Genomic DNA, 24,187 nt, shown 5'->3' with positions numbered 1-24,187 from the left:
CATGCGGCTGCAGGGGCGCACGGCCATCATCACCGGAGCGGGTTCGGGTATCGGCCGCGCGAGCGCGAAGCTGTTCGCGGAAGAGGGCGCACGTCTTGCTCTGGTCGATCGCGATTCCGCAGGCCTTCAGGAAACGCAGAGCTTGGTCGGCGAAGCAACGACGTATGTCGGGGACGTCGGCGATGCCGGTTTCGCCGACGCCGTTGTCGACGCTGTGATCGCGCGGCACGGTCGGCTCGATGTCCTCATGACCGCCGCCGGCTTCTCCTGCGGGGGCACGGTGCTGACGACGAGCCTGGAAGATTGGGATGCGGTGTTCCGCACCAATGTCGGCGGCACCTGGCTGTGGGCGCGGGCGGCCGTGCCGCAGATGCAGCGGCAGAAGAGCGGTTCCATCATCACGCTGGCATCGCAGCTCGCGATTGCCGGCGGCAAGGGCAACAGCGCCTATATCGCCGCCAAGGGCGCGATCGTCAGCCTGACCCGGACCATGGCAGTGGATTTCGCAACCGACGGCATTCGCGTCAACGCCATCGCGCCGGGCGCGGTCGACACGCCGATGCTTCGCCGCAGCTTTGCCCGCCACGCCAATGCTGACGAGGTGCGCGAAACCTCCCGCAACCGTCACGCCATGAAGCGGTTCGGCCAGGCCGAGGAGATCGCGCAGACCGCGCTTCACCTCGCCAGCGATGCGTCCTCGTTTACGACCGGCACCGTGATGGTGGTCGACGGAGGCTGGCTCGCGGCATGAGTGATGCGCTGACACAACTGGAAGTGAACGTTCGCGCCGATCTCGCCAGGATCGCGCATCCCGGCGCTGCCTGGCTCGAACCGAAGCAGGGACCGGACGGCAAGCCGGCGCTGGATGTGCTGGTGATCGGCGCCGGCCAATCCGGCATCGCCATCGGCTTCGGCCTGATGCGCTCCCGCGTCAGCAACCTCCTGCTGCTGGACAAGGCCGAGGAGGGGATGGAAGGCCCGTGGCTCACCTATGCCCGCATGCCAACGCTGCGCAGCCCGAAGGATTATACCGGCCCGGACCTCGATATCCCCAGCCTGACCTATCAGTCCTGGCACGAGGCCCGCTTCAGTCAGGAAAGCTGGCAGACGCTGAACCTGATCCTGAGAGAGCACTGGGCTGAGTATCTGCTGTGGCTGCGGCGCACGATCGGCTTGCCGGTGCGCAATGGATGCGAGCTTCTGGAAATCCTTCCGGCGGCAGATGGTTTAGTGGCTGCACGCGTGAAACGTGGCGAGGGCGTCGAGACACTCCATGCGCGCAAGATCGTGCTCGCGACGGGGCAGGAGGGAATGGGCGGCTGGATAATTCCGGAGCCGTTGCGCGACCTACCGACGGGCAGGGTCGCAACTGTCGCCGACGATATCGACTTCGAAACCCTTCGCGGCAAGCGCGTCGCCGTAATCGGTGCCGGCGCATCGGCCTTCGACAATGCGGCAACCGCGCTGGAAGCGGGCGCGGCGGAAGTGCATCTGCTGTGTCGTCGGGCGCAGATCCAGGTAATCCAGCCCTATCGCTGGCTGACCTTCCGCGGCTTCCTGCGTCATCTCAGCGATCTCGACGATGTCTGGCGCTGGCGTTTCATGCGCACCATCCTCGAGATGCGCGAAGGCTTTCCGCAACCGACTTACGATCGCTGCGCGCGTCATGCCAATTTCACATTGCACGAGGGCGCGCCGATCGAGGCGGCCCGCGAGACCGATCGCGGCCTGGAACTGCAGACCCCGCGCGGCGCCATCACCGCAGATCTCGTCATCTGCGGCACCGGCATCGACATGGATTTTTCCGGCCGTGGCGAGCTGCGCGCATTTGCCGGCAATATCGCAACCTGGGCCGACCGCTACCAGCCGCCGGAAAACGAGCGCAACGCGCGACTCGGCCGCTTTCCCTATCTGGCCGACGATTACGCCTTCACCGAGCGCGTCGCGGGCGAGACGCCGTGGATCTCGAATATCCATCTTTTCGCCATCGCCTCCACCATGAGTTTTGGCCCGTCGGGGTCGTCGATCAACGCGATGACGACCGCGGTGCCGAAGCTGGTGAATGGCCTGACGCGCGGCCTGTTTCGTGCCGATGTCGAACGGCACTGGGCCTCGCTCCGCGCCTATGACGTGCCGCAGGCCCTGGTCACGCGGCCAGCGCGAAAAATGGAGGAATCGCGATGATCGTCCATGCGCCGCCGCGACAAAGCGTCCACAAGAGCGCATCATGAGACTGGCGCGCAAATTGCTTCTTTCTTGACCTGTGCTGCTGGCGTTCTTGTCGAAAATTTAGGGGAAAACGAATGCGTTTTGTGTCTTTCAGGCCGGCATCCTCCGTGCTCGCCACCGCTGCGCTTCTGCTTGTCGCCGCCGCGCCTTCGCATGCGCAAACCAGGGCGGAGACCTTGCGCTATGTCACCGGCGCATCCGTCAACACGCTCGATCCCAACATCCCGGGCTCGACGCGCGAATCCTTTGCGCTGAGCATGAGCACCTATGACCGCCTGGTGGCGTTCGGCCGCAAGCAGCTCAGCGGCAAATGGGTGTTCGACCTCGACAAGATCACCGGCGAGCTCGCCGAATCCTACGACGTCAGCCCGGACGGACTGAAGCTGACCTTCCGTCTGCGCAAGGATGCCAAGTTCCAGGACGGTTCGCCCGTGACCGCTGAGGACGTGAAATGGTCGCTCGATCGCTGCGTCACCGCGCCGATCCTTGGCAAGGCACAATTGCTGACGGGATCGCTGACGTCGGCTGACCAGTTCAAGGTGATCGATCCCCTCACGATCGAAGTGACGCTGCCGAAACCCGACAAGCTTGCGCTGCCCAATCTCGCGACGGTCTACCCGCTGATCATCAACTCCAAGGTCGCCAAGGAGCACGCGACCCCGGAAGATCCCTGGGCCACCGCCTGGCTGAAGGAGCATACCGCCGGCAGCGGTGCCTATGTGATCGAGAGCTTCAAGCCCGGCGAGCAGGTGATCATCAAGCGCAACGAGGACTGGAACCGCGGCTCGCCCGACAAGCCGGCCTTTTTCAAGCGCGTGATCGTGCAGTCCGTGCCGGAGCCCGCGACCCGGGCCAATCTGGTTGAGCGCGGCGATGCCGATCTCGTGGTCGATCTCCAGGCCAGCGACGTGCAGTCGCTCGAGGCCAAGGGCAAGCTCAAGGTGATCTCGACGCCGCAATACAATTCGATCACCTTCGTCTCGATGAACAACCAGATCCCGCCCTTCGACAACGTCAATGTCCGCCGTGCCGTCGCCTTCGCGTTGCCCTATGAGGACATGTTCAAGGCTGCCCTGTTCGGCCGCGGGGCCCCGCTGTTCGGTGCGACTTGGCCGGATGGCAAGCCGCTGAACGGCATCTATCCGTTCCAGGCGCCGGTGAAGACCGACCTCGACAAGGCGCGGGAGTATCTGAAAGCCGCGGGACTCCCGGAGGGTTTTTCGACCACCTTCAGCTTCAACGTCGGCCAGGCCTCGACCGCGGAGCCGATGGCGGCTCTCGTGAAGGAATCGCTTGCCAAGATCGGGATCAAGGTCGACATCCAGAAGCTGCCGGATGCGCAGATGTCGACGCAGATCAACGAGAAGAAGCTGCCTTTGTTCACGGAGGGCATCGTCGCCTGGCTGCCCTCGACCGATTACTTCTATCGCAACTTCTACACCGGCAATCAGCGCTGGAATTACAGCTCGATCAACAATCCGGAGCTAGCTGCAATCGCGCAGGAAGCGCGCTTCGAGCCCGACAAGGCCAAGTACGAGGAGGATGGCCGCAAGCTCAACGCGATCCATTTCAGCGAGATGCCGCAGATCCCGCTGTGGCAGCCGAACCAGGACGCCGTGATGGCGTCGTCGATCGAGGGCTACACCTACGAGTTCCATCGTCAGGTCGATTATCGCGACGTCAGCCGCAAGTAATTTGATTGAAAAGTGATGTCCGCAAACGGAGGCTCTGAAAGGTGATGACCGGTCTTGGTGCGACGGTGGCGCGGGCGGGGAGGCGGCTTCTGTCGTCGCTGCCGGCGTTGTTCGGCGTGCTGGTCTTCACCTTTCTCCTGATGCGGGTCCTCCCCGGAGATCCTGCGGTGTTCTTCGCCTCGGGGCCCAACGCCGGCAAGGAGGAGATCGAGCAGATCCGCAAGCAGATGGGACTCGACAAGTCGGTGCCGGAGCAGCTCGTGTTCTATCTCTCCGATATCGGCCGCGGCAATCTCGGCCGCTCGATGATGACGGGACAGCCGGTCCTGAAGGACCTTCGCGAACGGCTGCCGGCCTCGCTGGAGTTGACCTTCACGGCGCTCCTGATCGCGCTGCTCGCGGCGGTGCCGCTCGGCGTGGTCGCAGCCTTGAAACCGGGATCCCTCGTCGATCACGGCGTGCGGCTGTTCTGTGCGCTCGGCGTTTGCGTCCCGACCTTCGTCTCGGGCCTGCTGCTGATCTATGTCTTCTACTATCTGCTCGGTCTTGCGCCTGATCCGACCGGGCGGATCGACGTCTTCACGTCGCTGCCGCCGCAGCGTACCGGGTTCCTGTCGGTCGATTTCCTGCTCGCGGGAGACATCGAGGGCTGGTGGGCGGCCTGCAAGCAGCTGATCCTGCCGGCGCTGAGCATGGCCCTGTTCGTCATCGCGCCGCTGGCGCGGATCACGCGTGCGTCGATGCTGGTCTCGCTCGGCAGCGATTTCGTGCGCACCGCGCGCTCGGTCGGATTGTCCTGGCAGAAGGTCGTCGTCACCTATGCGCTGCGCAATGCGATCCTTCCCGTCATCACCATTGCCGGCATCGTGTTCTCGACCATGCTTGGCGCGAATGTCCTCGTGGAGAAGGTGTTCTCCTGGCCGGGCGTCGCCTCCTACGCGCTCGATGCGCTGCTGTCGTCCGACTACGCGCCGGTGCAGGGTTTCGTGCTGCTGATGGCTGGCATCTTCGTGCTGGTCAATCTGGTGGTCGACGTCTGCTACGGCATCGCCGATCCCAGGGTGTCGATCGGATGACCAGCGCAACCCTCCGCCATTCGGTCTGGATTTTGCGCGGCAACCCGCTGACCGGTGTCGCCGCGGCGGGTGTCCTTCTGTTTGTCCTGGTCGCGATCTTCGGACCGTGGCTGGTGCCCTATGATCCCGTCGTCTCCAACGTCTCGGAGTCCCTGCAGCCGCCGAGCGCGGCGCACCTCGCCGGCACCGACCAGCTCGGGCGCGATGTGTTCAGCCGCCTCGTCGTCGCGGCCCGCCTCGACCTCGCCATCGCGGTCTCGGCGGTCGGCATCTCCTTCGTGATCGGCGCGGTCGTCGGCTCTTTCTGCGGCTATGCCGGCGGCAGGCTCGACCGCTCGGTCGGCCGCTTCGTCGACGTCATGATGGCCTTTCCGCTGTTCGTGCTGGCGATGGCAATGGTTGCGGCGCTCGGCAACCGGATCGAGAACATCGTGATCGCGACCGCGATCATCAATCTTCCCTTCTACATCCGCTTCGCACGCGCCGAGGTCAACGTCCGGCGCAATGTCGGCTGGGTGGAGGCGGCGCGTTCCTGCGGTGAGAGCCATTTCTCGGTGGTGCTGCGCTTCCTGCTGCCGAACATCCTGCCGGCGATGGCGGTGCAGATCTCGCTCAACCTCGGCTGGGCGATCCTGAACGCCGCCGGCCTGTCCTTCATCGGCCTTGGCGTCAAGCCGCCGACACCGGAATGGGGTATCATGGTCGCGGAGGGGGCGCGCTTCATCTCGACGGGGCGGTGGTGGCTGGTGGCATTTCCGGGCCTCGCGTTGATGATGGCCGTGCTGTGCTTCAACCTTCTCGGCGACGGGATGCGGGACATTCTCGATCCGCGCATGCGCACATGAGCGAGGAATTGCTCAGGATCGACGATCTCCACGTCGCATTCTCGACGCGACGCGGGATGGTCGAGGCCGTGCGCGGCGTGACGCTCACGGTCGAAGCCGGCGAGATGCTTGGCCTCGTCGGCGAAAGCGGATCGGGCAAGTCGGTGACCGGCTTTGCGACGGCGCGGCTGCTCGATGCGGCCGGCCGCGTCACGGCAGGCAAGATCCTGTTTCGCGGCCAGGACGTCACAAAACTCAGGGGTGACGATCTGCGTCAGCTCCAGGGCGCCGCGATGTCGATGATCTTCCAGAACCCGCGGGCGGCGCTCAATCCGATCCGCGCGATCGGCCTGCAGATCGCGGACGCGATCCTAACTCACAAGCGGATATCGAAGGACGCTGCCCGCGCCGAGGCGCTGGAGCTGCTGCGCGCCGTTCAGATCCGCGATCCCGAAGCGCGGATGAACGCCTATCCGCACGAGCTCTCCGGCGGCATGTGCCAGCGCGTCATGATCGCGATCGCGATCTCCTGTAATCCCGCGCTCTTGATCGCCGATGAGCCGACGACCGGGCTCGACGTCACCACGCAGAAGGTGGTGATGGACCTCGTGGCGGAGATTGCCGCCGCGCGCGGCATGGCGACGATCCTGATCACGCACGATCTCGGGTTAGCAGCGCGATATTGCCGCCGCATTGCCGTGATGGAACGCGGCCGCATCGTCGAAGAGGCAAGCCCCAGGACGCTGTTCGGCGCGCCGCAGCACGCCTATACCAGGCGTCTGGTGGCGGCGTCGCCGACCGCGACCTCCCAGATCGAGGACCTCGTGACGGAAGAGGAGAGGGAGCGCCACGCGGCTGTGGTCAGCAAGCCCCGGCAGGAGCTCGCCCACGGGACTCCGCCGCTGCTGGAAGTGCGCAAGCTCGCAAAACGCTTCGACGAGGGTGCCGCGGCGGTGGCAGACTTCTCGATGACGATGGCCGGCGGCGAGAGCGTCGGCCTCGTCGGCGAATCCGGGTCCGGCAAGAGCACGACGTCGCGGATGATTTGTCGCCTGATCGATCCGAGCGAGGGCGAGATCGTTTTCGACGGGCAGTCGATCGGCCACGTGGCGTCGCGCGACTTTCACCGCTCACGCTTCCGCAAAGACATCCAGATGGTCTTCCAGGACCCGAACGAGAGCCTCAATCCGCGCTTCACGGCCTTCGACTGCATCGCCCATCCCCTGATGCGGCTCGACGGCATGCGTGGGGGCGATGCGCTGCGCAAGCGGGTGGAGGACTGCGCCGAGCGTGTGGGGCTGCCGCTGGATCTCTTGCCGCGCTTTCCGCATCAGCTGTCCGGCGGGCAGAAGGCGCGCGTCGGCATCGCCCGCGCCATCGCCTGCCGGCCGCGGCTTCTGGTGCTGGACGAGCCGACCGCCGCGCTCGACGTCTCCGTGCAGGCCGTAGTGCTGCAACTGCTCGACCGCCTGCGGCGCGAGAACGATATCGCACTGCTGTTCGTCAGCCACGATCTCAACGTGGTACGCATGCTTTGCGACCGCACCATCGTGCTGCGCAATGGCGGCATCGTGGAGCAGGGCGAGAGCCGGGCGTTGTTCGACAATCCCAAGACCGACTACACGCGCAAGCTGGTCGAGGCGATCCCGCATATCGAGACCGGCCCGGTGCTGGCGGCTGCGCTTTGATGTCTCGACTGGCCCAGATGGTGCGGATATCCCGCTGGCGAAGGTCCGGTTAGTGGCATACCATTTGCACGCCAATGAGCTCTGGTTTCACCTGTTCTTGGCCAACGATGGCCGGCATCACGGCACTATTGGGAGGATTTCATGGATCGCAGGACCGTATTGAAGGGACTGGCCGGCGCGGGCGGTCTGGCATTGAGCGGCATTTCAGCCCCGGCGATCGCACAAGGCGCCTCCGCGCGCACCCTGCGCTTCGTGCCGCAAGCAAACCTCGCCAATTTCGACCCGATCTGGGGCACGCAATATGTCGTGCGCAATGCCGCCGCGCTGGTCTGGGATACGCTCTACGGCGTCGATTCCTCGCTCCAGCCGCAGCGGCAGATGGTCGAGTCCGAGGAAGTGACCGACGATGGCACCACCTGGACGTTCAAATTGCGAACGGGCCTCAAATTCCACGATGGCGAGCCGGTGCTGAGCAAGGACGTCGTTGCAAGTCTCACCCGCTGGGCGGCGCGCGATCCGATGGGGCTAATGCTCAAGGCGCTGCAGCAGGAACTCACCGCTGTCGACGACCGCACCTTCAAATGGGTGCTGAAGCAGCCGTTTCCGAAGATGCTCTATGCGCTCGGCAAGAACAACTCGCCTTGCGCCTTCATCATGCCCGAGCGCATTGCGCAGACCGACCCGTTCAAGCAGATCGGCGATTACGTCGGCTCGGGGCCGATGAAGTTCGCCAAGGGTGAGTGGGTCCCGGGCGCGAAAGCCGTGTTCGAGAAGTTCGCCGACTATGTACCGCGGCAGGAAAAGTCGTCGTGGCTCGCCGGCGGCAAGCAGATGCTGCTCGACCGCGTCGAATGGATCGTGATGCCGGATCCGGCGACCGCTGCGGCCGCGTTGCAGAACGGCGAGATCGACTGGTGGGAGAATCCGATTGCGGACCTCGTGCCCGTCCTGAAGAAGAACAAGAACATCAGCGTCGACATCGGCGATCCCCTCGGCAATGTCGGCTCGTTCCGTATGAACTTCCTGTATCCGCCGTTCAACGACGTGCGGGCGCGGCGCGCGGTGCTGATGGCGATGAGCCAGGAAGACTACATGCGCGCGCTCGTCGGCGACGACACTTCGCTGTGGAAGCCGCTGCCAGGCTTCTTCACGCCCGATACGCCGCTCTACACCGAGGCGGGCGGCGAGGTCCTGAAGGGCAAGCGCGATCTTGACGCTGCCAAGAAGCTGCTCGCCGAGAGCGGCTATTCCGGCCAGCCCGTGACGTGCCTGGTGGCGCAGGATCAGCCGATCACCAAGGCGTTCGGCGATGTGACGGCGGATCTACTGAAGAAGCTCGGCATGAATGTCGACTTCGTCGCGACCGATTGGGGCACGGTCGGCTCCCGCCGCGCACAGAAGACGCCGCCCGGACAGGGCGGCTGGAACATGTTCCACACCTGGCATGCGGGTTCGGACTGCATCAATCCGGCGCCCTACACTGCCATTCGCGCCAACGGCGACAAGGCCTGGTTCGGCTGGCCCAACAGCCCCGGCACCGAGAAGGAGGTTACGTCCTGGTTCGAGGCCAAGAACCTCGACGAGGAGAAGGCCGCGGTCGCTCGCCTTAACAAGGTCGCGCTCGAGGACGTCGTCTACGCGCCGACCGGGTTCTTCCTCAGCTACACGGCCTGGCGCAAGAACGTCTCCGGCATCACGAAAGGGCCGCTGCCGTTCTTCTGGGGCGTGTCGAAATCCGCATGACCCTGCGCTGAAACCAGATGCTCTCCTACATCCTCCGGCGTATCGCCTCGACCTTGCCAGTGATGGCGATTGTCGCGCTGTTCGTGTTCAGCCTGCTCTACATCGCGCCGGGGGATCCCGCCGTGGTGATCGCGGGCGATCAGGCAAGTCCGGAGGATGTGGAGCGCATCCGGCAGAGCCTGGGCCTCGATCGACCTTTCCTGATCCAGTTCGGCAGCTGGGTCTGGCGCATTCTGCACGGCGATCTCGGCACCTCAATCTTCACCAATCTGCCGGTCTCGACGATGATCGGGCAGCGTCTCGGGCCGACGCTGTCGCTGATGATGGTCACGCTCCTGCTCACGATCGTGGTCGCGGTGCCGCTCGGCGTGCTGGCGGCCTGGAAGGCGGGAAGCCTGATCGACCGGGCCATCATGGCCTTTGCCGTGTTCGGCTTCTCGCTGCCGGTCTTCGTCGTCGGCTATGTCCTCGCCTACGTCTTCGCGCTGGAGCTCGAATGGCTTCCCGTGCAGGGCTATACGCCGCTTGCCCAAGGCTTCTGGCCCTGGCTGCAAAACCTGATCCTGCCGGCGATCGCACTCGGCTGTGTCTACATCGCGCTGATCGCGCGTATCACACGCGCCACCATGCTCGAAGTGTTGCAGCAGGATTATATCCGCACCGCGCGCGCCAAGGGGCTCGGGCAGGGCGGCATCCTGTTCGTCCACGCGCTGAAGAACGCGGCGGTGCCGATCGTCACCGTGATCGGGATCGGCATCGCGCTCCTGATCGGTGGCGCGGTCGTCACGGAGAGCGTGTTCGCGATTCCCGGACTCGGCCGGCTCACGATCGACGCGATCCTGCGCCGCGACTATCCCGTCATCCAGGGTATCGTGCTGCTGTTCAGCTTCGTCTACGTCCTCGTCAATCTGATGATCGACGTCACCTATACGCTCGTTGACCCGAGGATCCGCTATTGACCGACACGACCGTCAATCCGCAAGCGCTGCCGGCGGGCTTCGTCCTCGCGCCGCAACTGCCTGAGATACTCCGGCCCGTCGTGATCCGGCGCGGCTTCATCGGCCTCCTGCGGGGCCATCCCACCGTCGCCATCGGTGGCACGCTGCTGCTCATCCTGGTCCTGATCGCGGTCTTCGCGCCCTATCTTGGAACGGTCGATCCGACCGCGCTCGCGCCCGCCAAGCGCACCCGCGCGCCGTCCGCTGCCTTCTGGTTTGGCTCCGACGTGCTCGGTCGCGACATCTATTCGCGCGTGCTGTTCGGCGCGCGGGTCTCGCTCACGGTCGGACTATCAGTTGCGATATGCGCGTCCGCGGTCGGTCTCGCCATCGGCATCGTCTCCGGCTTCATCCGCTGGGCCGACGGCATCTTGATGCGCTTCATGGACGGCCTGATGTCGATCCCGCCCATCCTGCTGGCGATCGCACTGATGGCTCTGACGCGCGGCAGCGTCGGCAACGTCATTCTCGCGATCACGGTTGCCGAGATTCCGCGGGTTTCCCGTCTTGTCCGTAGTGTGGTGCTGTCGCTGCGGGAGCAGCCTTACGTGGATGCGGCGGTAGCCTGTGGCACGCGCACACCGATGATCATCCTGCGCCACATCCTGCCCAACACGCTGGCGCCGATGCTGATCCAGGCGACCTACATTTGCGCCAGTGCGATGATCACGGAGGCGATCCTGTCCTTCATCGGCGCGGGAACGCCGCCGACCATTCCGTCCTGGGGCAACATCATGGCCGAGGGGCGGGCGCTGTGGCAGGTCAAGCCTTACATCGTGTTCTTTCCGGCGGCCTTCCTGTCCGTGACCGTGCTCGCCGTCAACCTGCTCGGCGATGGCCTTCGTGATGCGCTCGATCCGCGCATGGCCAAGAGCCTCTGATGTTTCGAGGCTGATCCCGATGGCGTTGCTTGAAGTCGAAAACCTCCAGACCCACTTCCGTACGCCCAGCGGCATCAACCGTGCGGTGGAAGGCGTGTCGTTCCATGTCAACGAGGGCGAGACGCTCGCCATCGTCGGCGAGTCCGGCTGCGGCAAGTCGGTGACCTCGATGTCGCTGATGCGGCTGATCCCGGAACCGCCGGGCAGGATCGCCGGCAGCATCCGCTTCGCGGGCAAGGACCTGCTGCAGATGTCGGATCGCGAGATGCGCGCGATCCGCGGCAACGACATCTCGATGATTTTTCAGGAGCCGATGACCAGCCTCAACCCCGTGCTGACCGTCGGGCGTCAAATCCGCGAAACGCTGATGATTCACCAGGGGCTGGACAAGCAGGCCGCCGAGGCACACGCCATCGAGATGTTGATTCTGGTCGGCATTCCCGAGCCGAAGCGTCGCGTGCGCGAATATCCGCATCAGCTTTCCGGCGGCATGCGCCAGCGCGTCATGATCGCCATTGCGCTCGCCTGCAATCCGAAGCTGCTCATTGCCGACGAGCCGACCACAGCCCTCGACGTGACGATCCAGGCGCAGATCCTCAAATTGATGCTCGATCTCAAGCACCGGGTTGGCGCAGCGATCATCCTGATCACCCACGATCTCGGCGTCGTCGCCGAGATCGCCGAGCGCGTCATGGTCATGTATGCCGGCCGCAAGGTCGAGGAAGCGCCGGTGGCGGACCTGTTCCGTTCGCCGCGTCATCCCTATACGCAGGGCCTGCTCGGCGCAGTGCCGCGGCTCGGCTCGTCGCTGACCGGCACCGCGAGGCGGCTTGCAGAGATTCCCGGGCAGGTGCCTGACCTGCGCAAGCCCATCGTCGGCTGCGTCTTCGCCGGACGTTGCGCGCTCGCGACCGATCTCTGCCGGCAGTACGCGCCGGGGCTCGAAGAGAAGGGGCCACGTCACGTCGCGGCCTGCCATTATGCGGCCAAGGGAGCGGTCGCGGCATGAGTCCCCCGCTGCTCCAGGTCAACGACCTCAAGAAGCACTTCCCGGTCAAAAAGGGCCTGTTCAGCCGCAAGTCCGAATGGGTCTATGCGGTGGACGGCGTGTCGTTCGAGATCGCGCGCGGCGAGACGCTCTCGCTGGTCGGCGAGTCCGGCTGCGGCAAATCGACGGTCGGCCGTGCGATCCTGCGACTGTTCGACATCACGTCAGGACAGGTTATCCTCGACGGTCAGCGCATCGACGACGCTCATCCGAGCACGATGCGCCAGATGCGCCGCCGCGTGCAGGTGGTGTTCCAGGATCCGTTCTCGAGCCTCAATCCGCGCATGCGCGTGCGCGACATCCTGGCCGAGCCGATCCGCAATTTCGGCCTGGCCAAATCCGCGATCGATCTCGAAACCCGCGTGACGGCGCTGATGGACACCGTGCGCCTGCCGCGCGAGGCGCTGAACCGGAGGCCGCATGAATTCTCCGGCGGCCAGCGCCAGCGCATCGGCATCGCGCGGGCGCTCGCCGCCGAGCCCGAGCTGATCGTCTGCGACGAGGCGGTCTCGGCACTCGACGTTTCGGTCAAGGCCCAGATCGTCAATCTGCTGCAGGATCTCCAGCGCGAGTTCGGCCTGGCGCTGCTGTTCATCAGCCATGACCTCGCGATCGTCGAGCACATGACCCATCGCGTCGCTGTGATGTATCTCGGCAAGATCGTCGAGGTGGCGCCGCGCTACGAGATCTTCGCCGCGCCAAGGCATCCTTACACCAAGGCGCTGCTCTCGGCCGTGCCGCTGCCGGAGCCGGGAGCTCAGCGCAATCCGATCATCCTCAAGGGCGACGTGCCGAGCCCCATCAACCCGCCGAGCGGGTGCCGTTTCCATACCCGTTGCCCATACGTGTTCGATCGCTGCCGGAGCGAGGAGCCGACGCTGCGCGCGGCCGGACCCGAGCAGTGGGTGGCCTGTCATCTCGAAGATGGTGCGGCGGTGGCGAGCGGTTAGCCGTTGGGGCGGCGGCAAGGCTCTGGATCGAGGCGCTGGGGCGACTATAGGGCGAGGATGGCACTCTGCTCCTGTTTTGCCCGACGATTCAAAAACGTTTGCGACAAAAATTCATCTGCAAAAACAACCTCGTTCTACTGTGCATGGGGTTGTTTTCGCGTTTTTTGTTTAGCCGCCCTCAGCCTTGGCGGCGCAGGAAGCCGGTGATCGTGACCTTGTCCCAGATGTCGGCCGCCGCAAACGGATCGGCGCGGTTGAAGGCTTCGACGTCGCGTCGGCCGGGCGCCTCGATCAGGAACAGGCTGCCGATCATCCTCTCGCCGTCGTCGGAGACCAGCGGCCCCGACATCACGATCTTGACGCCGAAGCGCGTGGTGTCGCTCAGGAAAGCCTTGTGGGCATCGTAATTGGCGAGCCGGGCCGGTAGCGCGCCGGCGCGGTCGAGGGCGTGAATAGCGAACAGCATGATGGTCTCCGTTTATGTCTCGTGTTCTTGGGACGGCCGCGGCTGCGGCCGTCCGGTCTTGTCGTGAAAGTGTGCTGACTTACTTGCCGCCGAGCTTACTGGCTTCCTCGAAAGTCGGGCAGCTCCGTTGCTCCAGCGGCACGTCGAACGGCTGGTAATTGTCCTTGGTGATGACGGTCGGCTTCAGCACGATCTCGGCGATGACGGGCTGGTTGCGCAAGGATCGGATCGCCATCATGGTGCCGAGGCAGCCTTGAAAGAATCCGTTGTAGTCGCCGCTCGCGAGCAGCTTGCCGGACTTGATCGCGTCGATCGCCTCCTTGGTGCCATTGATGCCGATCACCTGCGCCTTGCGGTTGGCGCCGTCGAGCGCCTCGATCGCGCCGACGGCCATCGCATCGTTGGCGGCGAGCACGCCGTCGATCTGCGCGTTCGACTGCATCAGATTCTCCATCACCTGGAGCGCCTGGAGCCGCTGGTAGTTGCCGGGCTGCGAGGCCAGCAGTTTTGCACCGGCATTTTCCTTCAGCGCGTCGTTGAAGCCGCGGACACGATCGACATTGGTCAGCGAGCCCTTGACGCCCTCGATGATGACGATGTTGCCCTTGCCGCCCAGCGTCTTGAGCAGGAAGCGCGCGGTCTCGAGCCCGAGACTGTAATCGTCGGCACCGACGAAGGAGAGGAACTTGCCGCCGGCGGAGCGGTCGGTGATGTTGACGACGGGAATCTTGGCGTCGTTGATTTTCTCGACACCCGGCACCATCGCCTTGTAGTCGACCGGCGTGAAGACGATCGCGCTCGGCTTCTTCACCACGACGTCCTCGATCTGGCTTAGCTGCTCGGGGATGCTGTCGGGCTTGGTCGGGATGTACTGCAGCGTCTTCGCGTTCAGCGTCTTCGCCATGTTGTCGGCGCCGACCCGCACCGTCTGGAAGAACGGGTTGGTCTGGTTCTTGGTGAAGACGGCGATGGTCTCGCCGTCGGCTCGCGCTTGCGTTGTGAGCGCGGCCGCCATCAGCAGCGGCAGCGCCAAATAGCCCAGTTTCTGTTTCATGTAGCCTCCATCCCTCATTTTACTTGTTGGTCGTCCAAGAACTCATTGCGCGCGGCGGCGGGTCTTCATGTCGAGCCAGACCGCGAGAATGACGATGATGCCAGTGACCAGCGGCTGCCAGTTGGCGCTGACCGACAAGAGGTTCATGCCGTTCAGCACCAGCGTCAGGATCAGTGCGCCGATGAAGGTGCCGAACACGGTGCCGACGCCGCCGAACAGCGAGGTGCCGCCGATCAGCACGGCGGCGATCGCGGGCAGCGTCAGGCTTTCTCCGATGTCAGCCTCGGCCGAATTGAGCCGCGACAGGAAGATGATCGAGGCGAGCCCTGCCATGGTGCCGGAGACGGCGTAGACCAGCAGCAGGCGGCGCGCGACCGGAATGCCGGAGAGCCGTGCCGCGACCGGATTGGCGCCGATCGCATAGATCTCCTGGCCCCAGATCGTTCGCTGCGCAAACAGCGTCCCGATCCCGAGGAACACCAGCAGCAGATAGACCGGGATCGGCAGGCCGAACAGATAGCCGCTGCCGATCTGGCGGAAGCCGGCCGGAAAGCCGTGCAGGGTTTCGCCCGCCATGTACCAATAGGTGAGACCGTTCAGCACCCATAGCATGCCATAGGTGGCGATGAAGGAGGGGATGCGCAGCGCGGTGACCATCACGCCGTTGAGGAGGCCAACGATGCCGCCGCAGGCAAGCCCGGTGAGGATGCCAAGCGCGGGCGAGCCGGTCTTGTGGATCACGGTCCCGGCGATGCAGGCGGACAGCGCGACATTGGCGCCGACAGAGAGATCGAGGCCCGCGGTCAGCACCACCAGGGTCAGGCCGGAGGCGATGAAGAAGGTCAGGCTCGCCTGCCTGAGCACATTGAGGATGTTGCCGAGGCTCAGGAAGGAATCGCTGAGCACGGCGAGCACCGCGCAGATCAGCAGCGCCGCAAGTAGGCGATAGAACACTTGGATCGCGTCCTGCGACAGGAACGAGCGGGGCGGCGCGATGGCGTCTTTGCTGATGTCGGTCATGCGCGGCTCCGCAGGCCGTCAAGGAAGAGGGCAACGATGACGAGGACGCCGACGCTCGCGACCTGCACCGAGGACGGCAGCGAGATCAGGTTCAGCCCGTTGCGCAGCACGCCGACCGAGAGCACGCCGAGCAACGTCCCGAGCAGCCAGCCATTGCCGCGCTCGAACGAGGTGCCGCCGACGGCGACGGCCGCAATCGCATCGAATTCGAGACCGAGGCCCGCGGTTGGATGTCCGGAATTCATCCGCGCGGTCATCAGCAGGCCGGCGATCCCGGCCATGGCGCCGCCGATTGCATAGACCGCGATCAGCAGCCGGTTGGGTGACAGGCCGGCATAGCGCAGCGCCTCCCGGTTGCCGCCGAGCGCGAAGATGTAGGTGCCGAAGCGGGTGTGATAGAGCAGGCCGTGAAAGGCCGCATAGGTGACGAGTGCCATCACGATCGGCACGGGCACGCCGAGAAGCGTCGCCGAATAGATGTCGCGCACGCTGTGGGGGATGCCGACCACGCTCTGGCCGTCGCTGACGATCAGCGACAGGCCCTGGGCCATGCCGAGCGTGCCCAAGGTCGCAACAAACGGCGGGATGCCCACGATGGCGACCAGCCAGCCGTTGGCGAAGCCGAAGGCCGCGCCGACGAGGAGCCCGGCACCGAGGCCGAGCAACATCGAGTGGGTGGCGAGCGAGACGATCGCGACGCAGAGCGAGGTCAGCGTCAGCACCGCGCCCATCGACAGATCCAGCCCCTCGGTCATGATAATCAAGGTCATCGGCAGCGCTAGCATGGTCAGGATCGTCGACTGCACCAGCACGTTGGAGAGGTTGGCGACCGACAGGAAGCCGGGCGCGATCGTGCTGAACAGCGCGATGAGCAGCACCAGCACGATGGCAACGCCGGGAATGCGTTGCAGCGGATTGGGTTGAGAGACGACCGCGGCCTCACGCATGATGCATCCCCAGTCGCACGATGTTCTCCTCCGTCAGCTCGTTGCGCGCGAGGTGCCCGGCGATACGCCCCTCGCGCATCACATAGGCGCGGTCGCAGACATGGCAGATCTCGACTTGTTCGGACGAGATCATCAGCGCCGCCGCGCCCTCCGCGACAAGGCGGTCGATGAGGGCGAAGATTTCGGACTTGGCGCCGATGTCGATGCCCCTGGTCGGCTCGTCGAAGATGAAGAGTTTCGAGCCGGCGGCAAGCCACTTGCCGATCACGACCTTCTGCTGATTGCCGCCCGAGAGCAGGCCGACGGTCTGGCGCGCGCCTGGCGTCGCAATGCGTAGCTGACGGATCAGGCCGTCGGACGTGCGCTGTGCCCGGCGCTGGTCGAACAGACCGCTCGGGAACAGTTTTCGCAGCGCTGACACCACCAGATTGTCCCCCACCGACCGCAACAGCGCGAGGCCCTCGCTCTTGCGGCTCTCCGGGATCAGCGCGATGCCGCGGCGGGCGGCGAGGTCGGGTTCGCCGGACATGGGCTTGCCGTCGAAGATGATCTCGCCTGAGCTCACGGGATCGGCGCCGAAGATCGCGCGCGCGACTTCGCTGCGACCGGAGCCGACCAGGCCACAGAGGCCGACGATCTCGCCGCGGCGCACCTCAATGCTGATGTCCGAGATTCCGGTGGTAGCACTCAGGCCCTTGACCTCGAGCAGCACTTCGCCGGGCTTGTCGGCAAAATTGCGCGGATAGGTCATGTCGACGTTGCGACCGACCATCATGCGGACGAGCTGGTCCGGCGTGACGTCGGCCGGGCGGACGCCGTCGATGCGGCGACCGTCGCGCAGCACGGTGATGCGGTCGCCGAGCGCGAACACCTCCGCCATGCGGTGCGAGATGTAGACGATGGAGACGCCGTCGGCCTTCAGCCGCGCGATCAGCGCGAACAGCAGCTCGGTCTCGCGATCGGATAGCGCCGCGGTCGGCTCGTCCATCACCAGGATGCGGGCGTTCTGGCTGATCGCTTTCGCGATCTCGACCATCTGCTGCTGCGCCACCCCCAACTTGTCGACGATGGTGGAGGGATCGATGTCAAAGCCGATCGTGCCGAGCACGCGCGCGGCGTCGGCCAAAATCTTGCGGCGGTCGATCGTGCCGGGGATGCGGCCCTTGGGCTCGCGGCCGAGGAAAATGTTCTGGGCGATATCGAGATGAGGGACCAGTGAGAATTCCTGGAAGATCACGGCAATGCCGAGCTTCTGCGCATCCGCCGCCGAGTTGATCGCGACCGTCTTGCCCCCATAGTAGAACTCGCCGGCATCGGCGCGATAGGCCCCGCACAGCACCTTCATCAGGCTCGACTTGCCGGCACCGTTCTCGCCCAACAGCATGTGGACTTCACCGGGAAAGACGGCAAAGGACACGTCATCCAGCGCCTTGACGCCGGGAAACTCCTTGCTGATGCCGCGTAGCTCCAGCAGCGGCGTGGGGGCGGCGGGCTCGACGGCCAATGCGGCGGTGCTCATGCGCGCGCTCCGCTTGCAAAGATCTTTCCGGGGTTCATCAGGCCGTGGGGGTCGAGCGCGGTCTTGATCGACCGCATCACATCGACGGCCTCGCCGAGCTCGTCGGTAAGATAGTCGATCTTGCCGAGCCCGATGCCGTGCTCGCCGGTGCAGGTACCGTCCATGGCAATCGCGCGGGCGACCATGCGGGCCTGGAGCGCCTTGGCGCCTTCGGTCTCCTCCGGTTTTGCCGGGTCGATCAGGATCAGCATGTGGAAATTGCCGTCGCCGACATGGCCGACGATCGGCGCCGTAAAACCGTGCTCGTCCGCGTCGCGCCGGGTCTCCGTGAGGCATTCCGCCAGCCGCGAGATCGGCACGCAGACATCGGTGATCACGGCACGCGCGCCGGGGCGCAAGCCCAGGCCGGCATAGAGCGTGTTGTCGCGGGCGTGCCAGAGCCGGCTGCGATCCTCAGGCGCCTTGGCCCAGGCAAAGCCATGACCGCCATGGTCGGCGGCAATGGCCTGCGCGGCCTCGGCCTGCTCGGCGACGGAGGTCTCGGACCCATGGAATTCGAAGAACAGGGTCGGGGCTTCGCGATAGCCGAGCTTCGCATAGGCGTTGATGCCGCGCATCATGACGTCGTCGAGCAGCTCGATACGCGCGACGGGGATCGCGGACTGGATCACCGAGATCGCGGTGTCCACGGCACTCTGCAGGGTGCCGAAGCTGCAGACCGCGGCCGAGATCGCCTGCGGCACGGGATGTACCTTCAGCGTGATCTCGGTGATGAGTCCGAGCGTGCCCTCGGCGCCGACGAACATGCGGGTCAGGTCGTAGCCGGCGGCCGACTTGCGCGCGCGTCTGGCGGTCCGGATCACGCGCCCATCGGCCAGCACCACCTCCAGCGCTATGACGTTGTCCTTCATGGTGCCGTAGCGCACCGCCATGGTGCCGGAGGCGCGCGTGGACGTCATGCCGCCGATCGAGGCGTCGGCGCCGGGATCGATCGGAAAGAACAATCCAGTGCCGCGCAGCTCCGCATTGAGCTGCTTCCGGGTGATGCCCGGCTGCACCACGACATCCATGTCGCTGTCGTGGACCGTCAGCACCTTGTTCATGCGTGCGAAGTCGAAGCAGACGCCGCCCGCGACCGCGGCCGCGTTGCCTTCGAGCGAGGTCCCGGCGCCGAACGGCACGATGGGCATATTCGCGCCCGCGCACAGCTTGACGATCTCCGCGACCTCCTGCGTGGTTTCAGGAAAGACGACGATGTCAGGCGGCAGGTTGCGATAATGCGACTCGCTCTGCCCGTGCTGATCGAGCACGCCACGCGCGACGCTCGCGCGCGGACCGATCATGCCTGTGAGGCGATCGGCCAATATGCTCGTGCTGACCCGCGGTCCCATCCTTGCTCCCTGTCTGGCCCTGTTGTCGGACTCTTGTCTGGTCCGCCGTCGTTCAGCTTAAGCGGCTCTTGCGCTGCTAGCGACCTGCTTCAGGCCGAAATCATAGTTGAGGTGAAAATACTCGCTGTCCACCATGCGACCATCGGGCGCACGGCCGGGCGGGCACCGCACAAATTCGCGGATCAGGCTGTCCTTGACGCCGAACACCACATCAGAGTCGAGATACTGGTCGCCGGCGACGAACACATGGGTCACGAGCTGCTCGAAGCCGGGCGCCGAGATCATGAAATGAACATGCGCCGGGCGCCAGCGATGGCGGCCCTGGACCTCCAGCATGTCGCCGACCGTGCCGTCATGCGGGATCGGATAGGCAGCCGGCTTGATCGACCAGAAATTGAAGCGACCATTCTGGTCGGTGTGGAAGCGCGCCCGCATCGCGAGATCGCCGATCTTGTCGAGCTGCTGCACGTCGTAATAGCCATCATCGTCGGAATGCCAGACGTCCACGACCGCGCCGGCAAGCGGCCGTCCGTCGACGGTCGACGCCGAGCCGGTGACGAGCATCGGATCGCCCTCCATGGGACCGGAGATGTCCTCGCCGTTGCTCTTCTCGGGCGACGCCTGCACGAAGAACGGACCGAGCACCGTGGTCTCGGTGGCGCCTTCCGGCACCGGATGGTTGATCGCGTCGACCAGCATCGAGACGCCGAGCGCGTCCGACAGCAGGATGAACTCCTGGCGCTTGTCGTCGCACATGTGGCCGGTGCGGGTCAGGAAGTCGATGCCGTACTCCCATTCCTTCTGGGTCGGTCGCACCTCGCGGACGAAGGCATGAAGGTGGCGCACCAGCGCTTCGCTGACCTGCTTGTTCCGCGGGTCGGTCGCGCCCGCGATCCGCTCCAGCACCGCGTCGGTGATCGTGTTCTCGTTGAAATTGCGCATAGGTGCCTCGTAAATCAGAGCTTCGGTTCGCCAAGCCCGGACAACCGTTCCAGATGCTTGACGGTCGCGATGAAGTCGGCGTCACCGTCGCCTTGCGCGACCAGCGCGCCATAGGTCTCGCGCACTTGGGCTGCGAGCTGCAGCGGCACACCGACGGCGTGTCCGGCACCGAGGATCAGGTCTAGATCCTTGGCCATCTGCCTGCAGGAAAAGGTCGAGTCGAAGTCGCGGTTGCGCAGCGGCGCGGTCTTGTACTTCACCATCGGTGAGGCCACTGCGCTGTCGTCGAGGACTTTCAGAATGTCCTGCCAGCCGATGCCGCCCTTGCGCGCCAGCGCCAGGCTCTCCGCCATCATTGCGGCCGACACCGCGATCATCAAATTGACCGCAAGCTTCGCATATCGCGCTTCCTCGCCAGGCCCGAGATAGGTCTGCGCGCGGGTGAAGGCGGCGAACAGCGGCTTTGCGTTTTCGTAGGCGTCCTTCGGGCCCGAGACGAAGCAGCTCAGCGCGCCGGTGTGGACGATGCTGGCATTGCCCGAGACCGGCGCACGCAGATAGAAGACACCGCGCGCCTGTGCGGCGGCGTCGACCTCTGCGGAAGCCTCGACGCTCACGGTGCTGGTCTCGATCAGAACAGATCCAGCAGCCATCGTGGCGATGAGGCCGGTGGGGCCGAGCAACGCGCCGCGCAAGGCAGCGTCATCGGGCAACGACGTGACGATCGCGGCCTTGCCGCCAACGGCCTCGGCCGGTGAAGCGGCAATCGAAATGCCTTGCGCGCGCGCCTCGTCGAGTCGTGCGGCGCTCCGGTCGAACGCGGTCACGGCGTAACCGGCCTTGGCGACGAGCACCGACATCGGCAGGCCCATCTTGCCGATCCCGATGAAAGCGATGTTCTTCGAATCGTCCGTCATTGTTGTTGTCCTTGACGCCCTCAGGCGGCGTGTCCCTGTCGTTCGATGTCCTGCACCAGCCGTCGGCCGGATTGCACGAGCAGTTGCTTTTTCGACTCCAGACCGTCGGCCAGCAGCCGCCCATTCCGCTTCTTCCACACGCCGCCGATCATCACGGCCTCGATATTGGCAAGGCTCGTCTGCATCACCACGGTGGAAACGGGATCGTGCACCGGGACGAGGTTGAGATTGGAGCAATCGATGATGACGAGGTCGGCGAGCTTGCCCGGCGTCAGCGAGCCGATCTGGTCCTCGCGGCCGAGCATGCGCGCGCCTTCCGTCGTGATCCAGCGCAGCGCCTCGCGGACCGGGATCGTGGTCGTCGCCGGAATGGTGCCGCCGGCCTTGCGCGATTCGGCGTTATCCATTGCCCGCTGCATCGAGAGCGCAACCCGCGCGGCGGAGAGGAGGTCGCCGGCCAGCACGGATTCCAGATCGATGCCGATAGTCGGCCGCACGCCGCGCTCGAGCAGCCGTCCGGTGATCGGAAAGCCGTGGCCCTGGATCATCTCGTTCTCCGGCGTCACCGAGAAGGAGACGCCGAGATCGACCATCCGGTCCAGCAGCGCGTCAGGCAGGTCGTTGCCATGGACGATATTGGTGCTCGCGCCGACGAGACCCGCCTCGATCAGCTTCTCCCAACCCCCGGGCGTCTTCGCGGGACCACCGCCCTGATGCATCGATGCGATCAGCTTGAGCTCGCGCGCCATGCGGAAATCGTGCAGGGCGACGTCGAGCGTCGAATAGTGCGGGCCGAGGATCGCGAGCCCAAGCGTGACGAGGCCGTCGCGGTCGGCGAGGGGCCCCGCCAGCAGTCGCTCGACCTCATGGCGTGGATGCGGGATCTCCGAGAAATGCGGCTCGCCCGGTTTCGGCTCGGGCTTGGGCGAGCCGTGGAAGAAGGCCGCGCGGATACCGCTCTCGATCAGGCCGCGCACGGCGGCGTCGGTATGATCGGGTGTCGGATTGTTGTGGCACCAGTCGACCAGCGTGGTGGTGCCTTGGTTGATCTGGTTCAGCGCGCCCGCCAAGGTCGCGATATAGATATCCTCGGGCCGGAAGACCGTTGCGAGCCCGGCATGCATGCGGCGGAAATATTCCAGCAGCGTCCAGTTGGCGGCATAGCCGCGCAGGCCCGTCTGCCAGGTGTGCATATGCGCGTTGATCAGGCCAGGGATGACGATGTGGCCGGTGCCGTCCACGATCTCGGTCTCGGCCGCGCTGCCGCCGAGGTCGATCGACGGACGCAAATCAACAATGCGGCTGCCCTCGATCAGCACGTCGCCGCTGGGTAAATCGCCGATCGTGTCATCCATGCTGATGATGACAGCGGATTTGATGAGCGTGCGCTGCATCGAATCAAGCCATCGCTTTGGGCCGCTCGCCGGCCCAGGCGCGCGCGATCAGGTCGCGGATGGCGTTGCGGTCGAGCGGGCGCGGGTTCCAGTAGGCGTTGGTGACCGCGAGGTCGGCAGCTTTGTCGATGCCGCCTTCGGGCATGCCGATGTCGCGCAATGCGAGCTTCGCACCCAGTCGCTTCGCGAGCTCGAAAAGTCCTTGCGATGCATCCGGGACGCCGATTGCGCGTGAGATGCGCGCCATCGCATCGGGCGCGGCCGGCGCGTTGTAGGCCAACGCATGCGGCAGCACGATGGTGTGGGTCTCGGCATGCGGCAGGTCGAAGGTTCCGCCGAGCGTGTGGCAGAGCTTGTGATGCAGTGCCATGCCGACGGTGCCGAGGCAGACGCCGCACAGCCAGGCGCCATAGAGCGCTTCGGTGCGAGCCTCGCGATCGTCGCCCTTGGCGGCGATGGCGGGCAGGGCACGTGCCAACGCGCGAATGCCTTCTTCCGCCATCAGCGACGTGACGGGATTGGCATCGCGCGCGTAGAGCGCTTCGACCGCATGCGCGATCGCGTTGATGCCTGATGTCGCGGCCAGGCTCGCCGGCAGCGTCAAGGTGAGGTCGACATCGTAGATCACGGTCTCGGGCAGGATGGCGGCGTCGCGCACCGTGGTCTTCAGGCCGTTCTCAGTCTGGCCGACGATCGGCGTCATCTCCGAGCCGGCATAGGTGGTGGGGATGCAGAGCTGGTTGATTCCGGTGCGCAAGGCCAGCGCCTTGCCGAGGCCGGTCGTGGATCCGCCACCGAGGGAAACGACGCAGTCGGCCTCGCACGCCTTCATCGCCGCAAGCGCACGCTCCGTAACCTCGACCGGCGTGTGCATGGTCGCGCCTGGAAAGATGCCGGCGTAGAGCGCACCGAGCGCCGCGCCCAAGCTTTTGCCTTGCGCCTCCTGCTGCGGCGTCGTCAGCACCAGCGCGCGCTTGCCACCGAGCCGCTCGACCTCGGCCTTGGCGCTAGCCAAAGTTCCGCTGCCGAACACGACGCGGCAGGGCAGGTTTTCAAAGGTGAACGTACCGATCATGCGCCGGTCTCTTTGATGGGATAATCGACCTGGAAGCGCCCGATCCGCAAGTCGCCCAGCGCCTCGCGCACGCGCAGATGTTCCGGGTGGGTGGCGTAGGCCTGGAGCGAAGCGTGGTCGGTGAATTCGGAGAACAGAACGACGTCGCAGGCGTAGTCGACATCGCTGACATCGAGACCGACTTCGATATGGGTGAGGCCGTCGATCCGGCCGCGCAGCCCCTCGAACAGGGTCTTGACCTTGACCCGGGCGGCGGAACGCTCCGCGGGCGTCTCCCCGCGCAGCCGCCACATCACGATGTGCCTGATCGGGCCCGACATTTCCCTGTTTC

Annotated in this window: 22 protein-coding genes; 11 read left to right on the top strand and 11 right to left on the bottom strand. The window is 65.2% G+C overall.

Annotated elements, in window-relative coordinates:
• Position 1 precedes the first annotated feature (1 nt).
• The 11 genes from C7G41_RS09360 (at position 2) to C7G41_RS09310 (ending at position 13,131) form a co-directional block, all read left to right on the top strand.
• Complete coding sequence (locus C7G41_RS09360) at positions 2 to 751, top strand: SDR family oxidoreductase (protein WP_106942301.1); 750 nt, start codon at positions 2 to 4, stop codon at positions 749 to 751.
• Entirely contained in the window at positions 748 to 2,184 is a 1,437-nt protein-coding gene (locus C7G41_RS09355; protein ID WP_106942300.1) for an NAD(P)-binding domain-containing protein, read from the top strand. The genes C7G41_RS09360 and C7G41_RS09355 overlap by 4 nt, the downstream gene beginning before the upstream one ends.
• Positions 2,185 to 2,303: 119 nt before the next feature.
• Positions 2,304 to 3,923 (top strand): ABC transporter substrate-binding protein, encoded by a 1,620-nt coding sequence (locus C7G41_RS09350; protein WP_106942299.1) that lies wholly within the window; start codon positions 2,304 to 2,306, stop codon positions 3,921 to 3,923.
• 41 nt (positions 3,924 to 3,964) lie between these two features.
• Entirely contained in the window at positions 3,965 to 4,999 is a 1,035-nt protein-coding gene (locus C7G41_RS09345; protein ID WP_106942298.1) for an ABC transporter permease, read from the top strand.
• Positions 4,996 to 5,844: an ABC transporter permease gene (locus tag C7G41_RS09340; protein ID WP_106942297.1), complete on the top strand. Its 849-nt coding sequence runs from the start codon at positions 4,996 to 4,998 to the stop codon at positions 5,842 to 5,844. The genes C7G41_RS09345 and C7G41_RS09340 overlap by 4 nt, the downstream gene beginning before the upstream one ends.
• Positions 5,841 to 7,511: an ABC transporter ATP-binding protein gene (gene nikE, locus C7G41_RS09335; protein ID WP_106942296.1), complete on the top strand. Its 1,671-nt coding sequence runs from the start codon at positions 5,841 to 5,843 to the stop codon at positions 7,509 to 7,511. The genes C7G41_RS09340 and nikE overlap by 4 nt, the downstream gene beginning before the upstream one ends.
• Before the next feature lie 141 nt (positions 7,512 to 7,652).
• Entirely contained in the window at positions 7,653 to 9,254 is a 1,602-nt protein-coding gene (locus C7G41_RS09330; RefSeq protein ID WP_106942295.1) for an ABC transporter substrate-binding protein, read from the top strand.
• 17 nt (positions 9,255 to 9,271) lie between these two features.
• Positions 9,272 to 10,213: an ABC transporter permease gene (locus C7G41_RS09325; protein ID WP_106942294.1), complete on the top strand. Its 942-nt coding sequence runs from the start codon at positions 9,272 to 9,274 to the stop codon at positions 10,211 to 10,213.
• Positions 10,210 to 11,133, top strand: coding sequence for an ABC transporter permease (locus C7G41_RS09320; RefSeq protein ID WP_106942293.1), 924 nt, complete (start codon positions 10,210 to 10,212; stop codon positions 11,131 to 11,133). The genes C7G41_RS09325 and C7G41_RS09320 overlap by 4 nt, the downstream gene beginning before the upstream one ends.
• A 19-nt stretch (positions 11,134 to 11,152) precedes the next feature.
• A complete protein-coding gene (locus tag C7G41_RS09315) occupies positions 11,153 to 12,142 on the top strand; it encodes an ABC transporter ATP-binding protein (RefSeq protein ID WP_027517118.1) in 990 nt (329 codons plus the stop codon).
• Positions 12,139 to 13,131, top strand: a complete 993-nt coding sequence (locus tag C7G41_RS09310) for an ABC transporter ATP-binding protein (protein WP_106942292.1) — start codon at positions 12,139 to 12,141, stop codon at positions 13,129 to 13,131. The genes C7G41_RS09315 and C7G41_RS09310 overlap by 4 nt, the downstream gene beginning before the upstream one ends.
• Positions 13,132 to 13,309: 178 nt before the next feature.
• Here the strand turns inward: C7G41_RS09310 and C7G41_RS09305 are convergent, their stop codons facing one another.
• The 11 genes from C7G41_RS09305 to C7G41_RS09255 form a co-directional block, all read right to left on the bottom strand.
• The gene (locus tag C7G41_RS09305) at positions 13,310 to 13,597 is read right to left on the bottom strand and encodes a YciI family protein (RefSeq protein WP_106942291.1); all 288 of its coding nucleotides are present in this window, start codon (positions 13,595 to 13,597) and stop codon (positions 13,310 to 13,312) included.
• 79 nt (positions 13,598 to 13,676) lie between these two features.
• Entirely contained in the window at positions 13,677 to 14,651 is a 975-nt protein-coding gene (locus tag C7G41_RS09300) for a sugar ABC transporter substrate-binding protein (RefSeq protein WP_199198270.1), read from the bottom strand.
• Positions 14,652 to 14,693: 42 nt separating this feature from the next.
• Complete coding sequence (locus tag C7G41_RS09295; RefSeq protein ID WP_027569272.1) at positions 14,694 to 15,671, bottom strand: ABC transporter permease; 978 nt, start codon at positions 15,669 to 15,671, stop codon at positions 14,694 to 14,696.
• Positions 15,668 to 16,618 carry an ABC transporter permease gene (locus C7G41_RS09290; RefSeq protein ID WP_106942289.1) on the bottom strand — a complete coding sequence of 317 codons (951 nt, stop codon included), beginning with the start codon at positions 16,616 to 16,618 and terminating at the stop codon, positions 15,668 to 15,670. The genes C7G41_RS09295 and C7G41_RS09290 overlap by 4 nt, the downstream gene beginning before the upstream one ends.
• Complete coding sequence (locus tag C7G41_RS09285; protein WP_106942288.1) at positions 16,611 to 18,137, bottom strand: sugar ABC transporter ATP-binding protein; 1,527 nt, start codon at positions 18,135 to 18,137, stop codon at positions 16,611 to 16,613. Before C7G41_RS09285 ends, C7G41_RS09290 begins: the two co-directional genes overlap by 8 nt.
• Positions 18,134 to 19,528: an FAD-linked oxidase C-terminal domain-containing protein gene (locus C7G41_RS09280; RefSeq protein ID WP_106942287.1), complete on the bottom strand. Its 1,395-nt coding sequence runs from the start codon at positions 19,526 to 19,528 to the stop codon at positions 18,134 to 18,136. Before C7G41_RS09280 ends, C7G41_RS09285 begins: the two co-directional genes overlap by 4 nt.
• Positions 19,529 to 19,585: 57 nt before the next feature.
• Positions 19,586 to 20,470 carry an intradiol ring-cleavage dioxygenase gene (locus tag C7G41_RS09275; RefSeq protein ID WP_106942286.1) on the bottom strand — a complete coding sequence of 295 codons (885 nt, stop codon included), beginning with the start codon at positions 20,468 to 20,470 and terminating at the stop codon, positions 19,586 to 19,588.
• A 14-nt stretch (positions 20,471 to 20,484) separates the two neighbouring features.
• On the bottom strand, positions 20,485 to 21,387 hold the full coding sequence (locus C7G41_RS09270) for an NAD(P)-dependent oxidoreductase (protein WP_106942285.1): 903 nt from the start codon (positions 21,385 to 21,387) through the stop codon (positions 20,485 to 20,487).
• A gap of 20 nt (positions 21,388 to 21,407) precedes the next feature.
• A complete protein-coding gene (locus tag C7G41_RS09265) occupies positions 21,408 to 22,781 on the bottom strand; it encodes an amidohydrolase family protein (RefSeq protein WP_106942284.1) in 1,374 nt (457 codons plus the stop codon).
• A gap of 4 nt (positions 22,782 to 22,785) precedes the next feature.
• A complete protein-coding gene (locus C7G41_RS09260) occupies positions 22,786 to 23,856 on the bottom strand; it encodes a maleylacetate reductase (protein WP_106942283.1) in 1,071 nt (356 codons plus the stop codon).
• Entirely contained in the window at positions 23,853 to 24,176 is a 324-nt protein-coding gene (locus C7G41_RS09255) for a Dabb family protein (protein ID WP_106942282.1), read from the bottom strand. The genes C7G41_RS09260 and C7G41_RS09255 overlap by 4 nt, the downstream gene beginning before the upstream one ends.
• Between the last annotated feature and the right edge of the window lie 11 nt (positions 24,177 to 24,187).

The sequence above is a fragment of the Bradyrhizobium sp. MOS002 genome (genome assembly GCF_003020115.1).
Lineage (GTDB): Bacteria > Pseudomonadota > Alphaproteobacteria > Rhizobiales > Xanthobacteraceae > Bradyrhizobium.
The sequence above is the reverse complement of the archived record's forward strand: the minus strand, read 5'-3'. Positions and strand labels throughout refer to the sequence as shown.